12 protein-coding genes are annotated in these 10231 nt (G+C 36.8%); all 12 read left to right on the top strand.

Annotation, left to right across the window (positions count from 1 at the left end; all coding sequences use genetic code 11):
* Positions 1-102: 102 nt before the first annotated feature.
* The 12 genes from G5W_RS24235 to G5W_RS0108900 all read left to right on the top strand — a co-directional run bounded on the left by G5W_RS24235 (position 103) and on the right by G5W_RS0108900 (position 10228).
* Positions 103-228 carry a DUF4227 family protein gene (locus tag G5W_RS24235; RefSeq protein WP_010096001.1) on the top strand — a complete coding sequence of 42 codons (126 nt, stop codon included), beginning with the start codon at positions 103-105 and terminating at the stop codon, positions 226-228.
* A gap of 3 nt (positions 229-231) precedes the next feature.
* Positions 232-1122, top strand: a complete 891-nt coding sequence (gene xerD, locus G5W_RS0108950) for a site-specific tyrosine recombinase XerD (protein WP_010095999.1) — start codon at positions 232-234, stop codon at positions 1120-1122.
* A 105-nt stretch (positions 1123-1227) separates the two neighbouring features.
* Complete coding sequence (gene deoB / locus G5W_RS0108945) at positions 1228-2403, top strand: phosphopentomutase (RefSeq protein WP_010095997.1); 1176 nt, start codon at positions 1228-1230, stop codon at positions 2401-2403.
* A gap of 15 nt (positions 2404-2418) precedes the next feature.
* Positions 2419-3243, top strand: a complete 825-nt coding sequence (locus G5W_RS0108940) for a purine-nucleoside phosphorylase (protein ID WP_010095996.1) — start codon at positions 2419-2421, stop codon at positions 3241-3243.
* Between the two features lie 18 nt (positions 3244-3261).
* Positions 3262-4566 carry a pyrimidine-nucleoside phosphorylase gene (locus tag G5W_RS0108935; RefSeq protein WP_010095995.1) on the top strand — a complete coding sequence of 435 codons (1305 nt, stop codon included), beginning with the start codon at positions 3262-3264 and terminating at the stop codon, positions 4564-4566.
* Between the two features lie 137 nt (positions 4567-4703).
* Positions 4704-5885: a D-alanyl-D-alanine carboxypeptidase family protein gene (locus G5W_RS0108930; RefSeq protein WP_010095994.1), complete on the top strand. Its 1182-nt coding sequence runs from the start codon at positions 4704-4706 to the stop codon at positions 5883-5885.
* A gap of 105 nt (positions 5886-5990) precedes the next feature.
* Positions 5991-6344 carry an anti-sigma F factor antagonist gene (gene spoIIAA, locus G5W_RS0108925; protein ID WP_010095993.1) on the top strand — a complete coding sequence of 118 codons (354 nt, stop codon included), beginning with the start codon at positions 5991-5993 and terminating at the stop codon, positions 6342-6344.
* A complete protein-coding gene (spoIIAB, locus tag G5W_RS0108920) occupies positions 6341-6784 on the top strand; it encodes an anti-sigma F factor (RefSeq protein ID WP_010095992.1) in 444 nt (147 codons plus the stop codon). The genes spoIIAA and spoIIAB overlap by 4 nt, the downstream gene beginning before the upstream one ends.
* Before the next feature lie 12 nt (positions 6785-6796).
* Positions 6797-7549, top strand: a complete 753-nt coding sequence (sigF, locus tag G5W_RS0108915) for an RNA polymerase sporulation sigma factor SigF (protein ID WP_010095990.1) — start codon at positions 6797-6799, stop codon at positions 7547-7549.
* 166 nt (positions 7550-7715) lie between these two features.
* Positions 7716-8336, top strand: coding sequence for a stage V sporulation protein AA (locus G5W_RS0108910; protein WP_010095988.1), 621 nt, complete (start codon positions 7716-7718; stop codon positions 8334-8336).
* The gene (locus G5W_RS0108905) at positions 8314-8742 is read left to right on the top strand and encodes a stage V sporulation protein AB (RefSeq protein WP_010095986.1); all 429 of its coding nucleotides are present in this window, start codon (positions 8314-8316) and stop codon (positions 8740-8742) included. The genes G5W_RS0108910 and G5W_RS0108905 overlap by 23 nt, the downstream gene beginning before the upstream one ends.
* A gap of 34 nt (positions 8743-8776) precedes the next feature.
* A complete protein-coding gene (locus G5W_RS0108900) occupies positions 8777-10228 on the top strand; it encodes a spore germination protein (RefSeq protein ID WP_237706211.1) in 1452 nt (483 codons plus the stop codon).
* Positions 10229-10231: the final 3 nt, after the last annotated feature.

The following is a 10231-nucleotide window of genomic DNA, read 5'->3' as shown; positions in this document are numbered from 1 at the left end:
AAAGGAGAAATGCCATATGAGAAAGATGGTATGGGATACAGTTAAGGTTATTTGTCTATTTTTGTAGCTTGTACATTTTTATTCTACTTTGGAATTCAAGTTATGCATTCAGAATATGAACAATTTCATCGTTACGATTCACCAGAAGGTCCATCTGTTAAAGTATTTAATAATGAAGAACAAAGTTTTATAGAACGATTAAACATCTTTTTTCGATTAGGGGAGTAGAGAATGTTAATTCATGCTTACAATGACTTTTTTCATTTTCTGCAAGTAGAACGGGGATTGTCTGATAATACGTTGAAATCTTATAAGAGGGATATCAGTTCGTATATTGATCATCTTAAGACGAATGAACGAGTATCTTGGAATGAGGTTACCAGGTCTGATATTGTGAGCTACTTATACAATTTGAAGGATTCAGGGAAATCATCCTCTACAATTGCTCGGACTATTTCTTCACTTCGACAGTTCCATCATTTTTTATTACGTGAAGATCTTGTCAATCATGATGCAACATTACATATTGAAACACCTAAGAAAGAACGTAAGCTACCGGATGTTTTGTCTATTGATGAGGTAGACAAGTTATTAGAAATTAAAGCGGATACACCACTGAGTATTCGGAATAAGGCAATGTTAGAACTAATTTATGCAACTGGGTTACGTGTAAGTGAGCTAGTAACCTTGAAAACTAATGACCTTCACCTGACGATGGGCTTTGTTCGTTGTTTTGGTAAGGGGGCAAAAGAAAGAATTGTACCACTAGGTGATGTCGCGCAAAAGGCAGTTGAAGACTACTTGAAATATGCTCGGCAAAATCTATTAAAAAAGAATAAAGAAGAACATGTTTTGTTTTTAAATCAGCATGGACGTCCTATGACAAGACAGGGATTTTGGAAAATCCTAAAAAAATTAGCAAATGAGGCTAATATAACAAAAGATATAACACCACATACCTTAAGACATTCTTTTGCAACCCATTTGTTAGAAAATGGAGCAGATTTAAGAGCTGTGCAAGAAATGTTAGGACATTCGGATATATCTACTACTCAAATCTATACACATGTCACAAAAACAAGATTAAAAGATATGTATAAATCTTTTCATCCGCGTGCATAGGTTTTTCTTTTTTGATTTAAGTTGTCTGACATCCTACAACACAAATTTTAGAACATATAAACATAAGATTTAACGCACTATAAGTTTTAGGAGGTATATATTACTATGAGTAAATTTAATCGTGTTTTTTTAGTAGTAATGGATTCGGTTGGGATAGGAGAGGCCCCAGATGCGGAGCAATTTAATGATAAAGGCGCAGATACCCTAGGTCATATTGCTGAGCATATGAATGGATTGAAGATGCCTAATATGGGTGCTTTAGGATTAAGTAATATTAAAGAATTAAAAGGTATTGAAAAATCGGCAAAACCGATGGCACACTTTACTAAAATGCAAGAAGCTTCAAATGGAAAAGATACCATGACAGGGCATTGGGAAATAATGGGGCTTCATATTACACAACCATTCCAAACATTCCCAGATGGTTTCCCTGCTGAATTAATTCAGGAATTAGAAAGTCGTACCGGGAGAAAGGTAATTGGAAATAAACCTGCATCTGGAACAGAGATTTTGGATGAACTCGGAAAAGAACATATGGAAACGGGTTCATTAATCGTGTATACATCTGCAGATTCTGTTTTACAAATTGCCGCTCATGAGGAAATTGTTCCAATTGAAGAGCAATACCGTATTTGTGAAATTGCAAGAGAACTAACGTTAGACGAGAAATATATGGTAGGAAGAGTCATTGCACGACCATTTATTGGAGAACCAGGGGCATTTGAACGTACGTCTAACCGTCATGATTATGCACTTAAACCTTTTGGGAAAACAGTTATGAATACATTAGCAGACGCGAAGTTCGATGTTATTGCCATTGGTAAGATTTCTGATATTTATGATGGTGAAGGTGTGACGAAATCACTTCGTACTAAAGACAATGATGACGGTATGACAAAACTAGTTGAAACGCTTGATATGGACTTTCATGGGATCAGTTTCTTGAATTTGGTTGATTTCGATGCGAAGTACGGACACCGTCGTGACCCACAAGGTTATGGTGAGGCTCTTGAAGCTTATGATGCAAGACTTCCGGAAGTACTAGAGAAGTTGAAATCTGATGATTTGTTAATCATTACAGCGGACCATGGAAATGACCCGGTTCATCATGGAACAGACCATACGCGTGAATATGTTCCATTACTTGTTTATTACAAAGGAATTGACGAAGGAAAAGAATTACCTATCCGTGAAACATTTGCAGATATTGGTGCTACAATTGCTGATAACTTCGGTGTTGAGCTACCAAAACATGGTAAGAGTTTTCTAAATGAGATTTAATGGGGGATTAGAATAATGGATTACACAATGATACAAGAGGCAAGTAATTATATTAAAAACAAAGTAGCGACAATGCCTGAATTAGGATTAGTACTTGGATCTGGACTAGGAGTGTTGGCTGAAGAAATAAACGAACCGGTGGTCATCCCTTATAATGAGATTCCACATTTTCCTGAATCGACCGTTTCTGGTCATAAAGGCCAACTTGTTATTGGAAATTTAGAAGGCAAAACTGTATTAGCCATGCAAGGGCGTTTTCATTTCTATGAAGGCTATACGATGCAACAAGTAACCTTCCCAATTCGAGTAATGAAAGAGCTTGGAATTAACTCAATAATAGTAACGAACGCTGCAGGTGGTATTAATGAATCCTTCCAACCTGGAGATTTGATGATTATTACGGACCATATTAATAACATGGGAACTAGTCCATTAATTGGGCCAAATGATGAAGCAATGGGAGCGAGATTCCCAGATATGTCAACAGCTTATGATAAAGAATATATCAACTACGCTATCAAAACAGCTGAGATGTTGAATATTAACGTGCAACGTGGAGTATATGTTGGGAACACAGGGCCAGCTTACGAAACGCCAGCAGAGGTTCGCATGCTACGAATTTGGGGTGGGGATGCGGTTGGAATGTCTACTGTCCCGGAAGTTATGGTTGCCAATCATGCCAAGATGAGAGTACTTGGGATATCTTGCATTTCAAATATGGCTGCAGGAATCTTGGACCAACCATTAACACATGATGAGGTTATGGAAACGACAGATAAGGTCAAACAAGATTTCTTGCAACTAGTAAAGCGTATCATTCAATCATTACCAATGAATTAAGAGGAGGTGCAACACTTTATGCGAATGTATGACATTATTGAAAAGAAACGAGATGGAAAAGAATTAACCGAAGAGGAAATCTTCTTCTTTATTAACGGCTATACAAAAGGAGATATTCCAGATTACCAAGTAAGTGCTTTATTAATGGCAATATACTTCCAAGATATGACGGAGAAAGAAAGAGCTACACTAACAAAAACAATGGTGGAATCTGGGGATCAAATTGATTTATCTCAAATAAACGGAATTAAAGTAGATAAACATTCTACCGGTGGTGTAGGCGATACAACTACCTTAGTTCTTGCTCCTTTAGTTGCATCGGTTGGTGCACCTGTCGCGAAGATGAGTGGACGTGGTCTAGGGCATACTGGTGGGACAATTGATAAACTAGAATCTGTTCCTGGCTTCCATACGGAAATAACAAATGAAGAGTTTATTGATCTTGTTAACAAAAATAAAGTTTCTGTAATTGGCCAAACAGGTAATTTAACTCCTGCAGACAAGAAATTATATAGCTTACGTGATGTTACCGCTACAGTTAATTCCATTCCATTAATCGCTAGTTCTATCATGAGTAAAAAGATAGCTTCTGGTGCTGATGCAATTGTTCTTGATGTTAAAACAGGTGCGGGGGCATTCATGAAGGACTTAGATGATGCAAAAGCATTAGCTAAGGCAATGGTTTCAATCGGTAATCAGGTAGGAAGAAATACGATGGCTGTCATTTCAGATATGAGTCAACCATTAGGATTAGCAATAGGTAATTCACTGGAAGTAAAAGAAGCGATTGATACATTACAAGGTAAAGGTCCAGAAGATTTAACAGAATTATGTCTAGTCCTAGGAAGCCAGATGGTTGTATTAGCAGAAAAGGCAAATACCATTGAGGATGCAAGAAAGATGCTTGAAGAAAACCTCTCCAATGGCAAAGCTTTAGAGCATTTCAAAACGTTCTTAGCATCACAAGGCGGGGATGCTACAGTAGTCGATAATGTGGAACTACTTCCGAAGGCTTCTCAACAAATTGAAGTGCTTGCTGATCAAGCTGGAACGATTAAGACGATAATCGCAGATGGGGTTGGCACTGCAGCAATGATGTTAGGTGCCGGAAGAGCTACGAAAGAGTCCGAAATAGATTTGGCAGCAGGAATCATGCTTCATAAAAAAGTCGGAGATGCTGTGCAAGAAGGAGAAGCCCTCCTAACACTGCACACAAACACTGATAATGTTGACTCAGTAGTAAAGCTAATAAAAGACAGTATAGTCATTACAAAAGAGAATGTAGAAGCCCCTACATTAATATATGATATGATTACCGAATAACCATTAACGAGAATGTCTAGTTACGACGGACATTCTCGTTTTTCTTTATGAAAAAAACATTTAAAATGATTATGACTTATATAATTGTTTAAATCTGGTAATCCTAGAATTATATTGATTGCTGGAGGTAAGACAAAATGAAAAAATATGTTCTAATGATTAGTATCGTACTGTTATCATTTTCTTTATTTACCATATCGGTAGCAGCCGAAGAGAATGATTCGACACAAAAGCAAGAGTCATTGGATCTAGCACCAGATGCTAAATCCGGCATTTTAATTGAACGAGATACAGGAAAGATCATGTTTGAAAAACAAGCACACGAGAAGTTACCACCTGCGAGTATGACCAAAATTATGACACTGTTATTAATAATGGAAGAACTCGAGAAAGGTTCATTGAAAAAGGATGAACTTATTCGCATTAGTGAAAATGCAGCATCTATGGGAGGTTCTCAGATCTTCTTGGAAGCAGGAGAAGAGATGAAGGTAAATGATCTGCTAAAAGGGATTGCAATTGCATCTGCAAATGATGCTAGTGTCGCCTTAGCTGAAAGAATTGCTGGTAGTGAAGAAGCGTTTGTTGAAAGAATGAACAAGAAGGTAAAAGAGTTAGGATTAGAAAATACACAATTCCAGAATGTAACAGGATTACCAGCGGAAAACCATTATAGTACTTCTTATGATATGGCAATGATGGCAAAGGAATTGCTTAGCCATGAATCGATAACGAATTATACATCTGTATACGAGGATTATTTGCGCAAAGGTACAGAGGATGAATTTTGGCTCGTTAACACGAATAAGCTAGTTCGTTTCTATCCAGGTGTAGATGGCTTGAAAACAGGCTTTACAAATGAAGCAAAATATTGCCTAACTGCCACCGCAAAAAAAGGTGATATGCGGGTAATTGCTGTTGTAATGGGTGTAGATACACCGAAAGAAAGAAATTCTTCAGTTTCTAATTTACTAGATTATGCTTTTAACACATATGAAACAAAGAAATTATTTGATAAGAACCAGCCAATTACTGAGTTAGATTTATTAAAAGCTGAAAATAAAAAAATAGAGGTAGTAGCATCACAGTCTATCAGTACATTGTTTAAGAAGGGTGATTCTGTGGATAACCTATCTACTTCCGTCAAACTTGATGAAGTTGACCTACCACTAAAAAAAGGTGACAAGGTTGGGATGCTTCAGGTCAAAAATGGTGATAAATTGATTTCCGAAACACCACTTGTAGTAAATCAAGATGTAGAAAAGGCAAAATTATTCACCTTATTTAAACGTTCTATCCAAAAATTGTCGAAGAATGACTGATTGTTTCTACTTTAGGAGAAATAGTTCTTCTTTTGTCTTCTAGGAAGGATTTTACCCATCAAGTAACGAATTTTACTTACATAAGGGAATGTAAGGAGGATTAACATGGGACTAGAGTTTACATTTGAAGTGAAAAAGGATGTTCTCATTGTGCGTTTAGCTGGAGAGTTAGATCATCATGAAGCTGAAGGTCTTCGTGATCAATGGAAGGACATGCTTTATCTTAATCCGGTAAAACATGTTATTGTAAACCTTGAACAGGTTAGCTTTATGGATAGTTCAGGGCTAGGGGTAGTCCTAGGTAGATATAAAGAAGTTCTGCAATTAGGTGGACAGATGGTTGTATGTTCGATACCACATACAATTAAACGATTGTTTGAGATGTCGGGTATGTTCAAAATTATCCGTTTAGAGGAGAACGAAGAGTTTGCTTTAGAAACATTGGGGGTGGCTTCATGAGAAATGAGATGTACGTCGAGTTTTCAAGTGTCAGTCAAAATGAATCATTTGCACGTGTAACAGTAGCTTCTTTTGTTGCACAACTCGACCCAACGATGGAAGAATTGACAGAAATTAAAACAGTTGTTTCCGAAGCTGTTACAAATGCGATTATACACGGCTATAATAATGAGCCAGATCATAAGGTTTCCATTTCGTGCAAAATACATGATGATGGCGAAATCGAACTCACCATACGTGATTATGGTATTGGAATTGAAGATATTGATGAAGCGAGACAACCATTGTATACTTCAAAGCCGGAATTAGAACGATCTGGAATGGGCTTCACCATTATAGAGAATTTCATGGATTCGGTTGAGGTTATTTCCAAACAAGGCGAAGGTACCTCTGTATATATGAGAAAACAGCTAACTAAAAGTAAAACGGTTTATAATTAAGGATGTATGCCTATGGTTAATGTAAAGCAAGATAATCGCAGTGGGACATTAACAGATGAACAAGTGAAGTCGTATATCCTGAAAAGTCAACAAGGAGATAAAGATGCTCGAGATTTTCTAGTGGAGAGTAATATTCGCCTTGTATGGTCAGTAGTTCAGCGTTTTCTGAATAGAGGCTATGACCCGGATGATCTTTTTCAGATTGGGAGTATAGGTCTTATAAAATCGATAGATAAATTTGACCTATCGTATGATGTACGCTTTTCCACCTATGCTGTTCCAATGATAATTGGAGAAATACAGCGGTTCTTAAGAGACGATGGTAGCGTTAAAGTAAGTCGTTCATTAAAAGAAGTTGGAAATAAAATTCGCAAGAAAAAAGACGAGTTAACGAAAGAATTTGGCAGGTCCCCAACTATTAATGAAATAGCGGAAGCATTAGAAATTTCTCCTGAAGACGTTGTGCATGCGCAGGAGGCAGCGAAAGCACCACATTCTATCCATGAGACTGTATTTGAAAATGATGGTGACCCAATAACGTTATTAGATCAGATTGCTGACCAAGACTCGAATTGGTTCGATAAATTGTCCTTGGAAGAGGCGATTCGAGGATTAAATGAACGAGAAAGATTAATTCTATACTTACGCTATTATAAGGATAAGACTCAATCAGAGGTTGCGGATAGATTGGGTATTTCCCAGGTCCAAGTTTCTCGATTAGAAAAGAAAATATTATACGATATGAAAAATAAAATTGAGCCATAAAACTGTCACGGGATTTCCCGTGGCAGTTTTTGGTGCTGACTTTATTCTTAACGAAACAACATCTTACTTTACAACAGATTTCTTTTCCACTTTCTATTTTAATAATTTCTGGTTTTAAACGAATACTAACTAGTATCCGAAAATTATAGCACCTGGGGTGAACGTTATGGATGGCATTCTGTATTTAAGGATGAAACGAATTTTAGAAATACAACATCCAATGGAAATTAAATTAAAAGATGTTGCATACTTATCGTCCAATGCACCAACAGTTATTCAGGAATTAGAAGAGCTGAAGCTATATCGTATTACTGAAAAAGATAAACAACTGGTTATCATCGATAGCTTCCTTATTATTAAGCATTTAACAGAGGAATACCCTGGCATAGAAGTTCAGTTAATCGGACCTGAGCAAACGATTATTCGTATAAATAAACATAATAAAAAATCTAATATTTTCGTAGTAGCGTTTGTGTGGTTATTATTGTTTACTGGGACCGCCATGACCATCATAAACTTTCATTACGATGTAAGCATGCAGGAGGTTCAACAAAAAATACACTATCTATTGACAGGGGAGGAGAATAAGTATCCACTGTGGATACAGATTCCGTATTCGTTTGGATTAGGAGCAGGTATGATCCTATTTTTTAACCATTGGTTTAAGAAAAGGTTTAATGAAGAACCAAGTCCATTAGAGGTAGAAATATATAACTATCAGAAGTCCCTTGATGATTATGTTAATTTTTATGAGAATAAATTAAATGATCCAAAATATCCTAATTAACCTAGCACAGGTCTTGATCGGCTTTGCCTGGGGACTTGCTGTAGGTTGTGGCTTTGTAGCATTTTTAACGGTATTAGGAATCATACCAAGGTTAATTCAGTTGACGAAAACCTTACATCTTGTCAAGGTTTATACAGGTTGTGTCATCTTAGGAACTCTAATGGGTACTTATTTATCATTTACCAATGTAAGTTGGAGTAATCCAGTCATCTTGTTAGTGATATGGGGCTTGTTCCATGGCATATTTAATGGAATGCTAGCAGCAGCTTTAACAGAGGTGCTCAATGTATTCCCATTGTTAGCAAAAAGAATAAGGTTAGAAAATAAACTAATTACATTTATGATGGCTGTCGTTATTGGCAAGATTATAGGTTCATTATTTCAGTGGATTATATTAGTGAGATAATAGAAATGGAGGGTTCATGTTGGCTCAACACCCGATGTCTGCAAAGATAAAAGATAATGCTAAATATCTAAAGGAAAGAGTAGGTGTTGGTACATCATTTGATGTAGGTTTCCGTGAAATTACATTAATTAAGACAGAAGTACAATTATATTATGTTACCGGACTCATCGATAGTTTAATCATTCAAGATATCATAGAAGAATTGGTTAATCTAAACGAAAAAGAGTCAGAACGCAATAAGATTGCAGAAATAATCAAAAATCGCCTTTTACATCAACAAGTAACTGAAATAAAAACAATGGATGAGGCTGTAGACCAAATATTATCTGGCTTAATAGTTATCTTCATAAATGGCGAACGCTTTGCCTATGCGGTAGACGTTAGGAGCTATCCTGGTCGTAGTCCACAAGAACCTGACACAGAGAGGGTTATAAGGGGCTCACGGGATGGTTTCACAGAAAATATAATCGAAAACACAGCCTTAACGAGAAGAAGAATTCGTGATGAGCGATTGCGAAATGAAATGCTTAAGGTTGGAGAACGATCTAAGACGGATGTGTGTTTATCATATATTCAGGATATCGCGGATGAAGGGCTAGTTCAACTTATCCGTGATAAAGTGCAAAAAATAGATATTGACGGCATCACAATGGCAGAGAAATCTTTAGAAGAGTATATTGTGGAACGTAGATGGAATCCTTTTCCACTAGTTAGATTCACTGAGAGACCGGATGTTGCCGCAAACCATTTATTGGAAGGGCATGTATTACTAATCGTAGACACCTCACCAAGTGTCATAATAGTACCGACAACATTCTTTCATCATTCCCAGCACGCAGAGGAACATAGACAGGCACCACTAATCGGTACGTTCATTCGCTGGATCAGATTTTTAGCGATTTTTTTATCAATATTCTTATTGCCTACTTGGTTATTATTTGTCATGGATCCGACTCTCTTACCGAAAGAATTTTCATTTATTGGTCCAAATGAGGAAGGAAACATTCCAATTGTGATTCAGCTAATTCTCGGAGTTATTGGTATTGAATTCTTGAGGATGGCAGCTATTCATACGCCAACAGCTTTATCAACAGCGATGGGCTTAATAGCTGCCGTTCTTATTGGGCAAATAGCTATTGATGTAGGGCTATTAAGTCCTGAGGTGATACTTTATATTTCGGTTAGTGCAATTGGATCTTATGTAACTCCAAGCTACGAACTAAGTGTGGCAAACAAAGTTGTAACCGTAATTTTATTATTAATCACAGCACTATTTGGGCTAATCGGCTACGTCGTAGGTACGACACTATTTATTCTCTTCTTAGTAGGATTGCGATCGCTTAAAACTCCATACCTATGGCCATTATTACCATTTAATCCTAAGGCAATGTTAAGTACATTAATTAGGATTCCTACACCTTTTGCGAATACGAGACCTAGTATTGTGCATCCGAAGAATATATACCGACAACCAGTGGATAAATAATAA

It is taken from the genome of Ornithinibacillus scapharcae TW25 (genome assembly GCF_000190475.1).
Classification (GTDB): domain Bacteria; phylum Bacillota; class Bacilli; order Bacillales; family Amphibacillaceae; genus Ornithinibacillus; species Ornithinibacillus scapharcae.
This window is presented reverse-complemented; position numbering and strand designations above follow the sequence as displayed.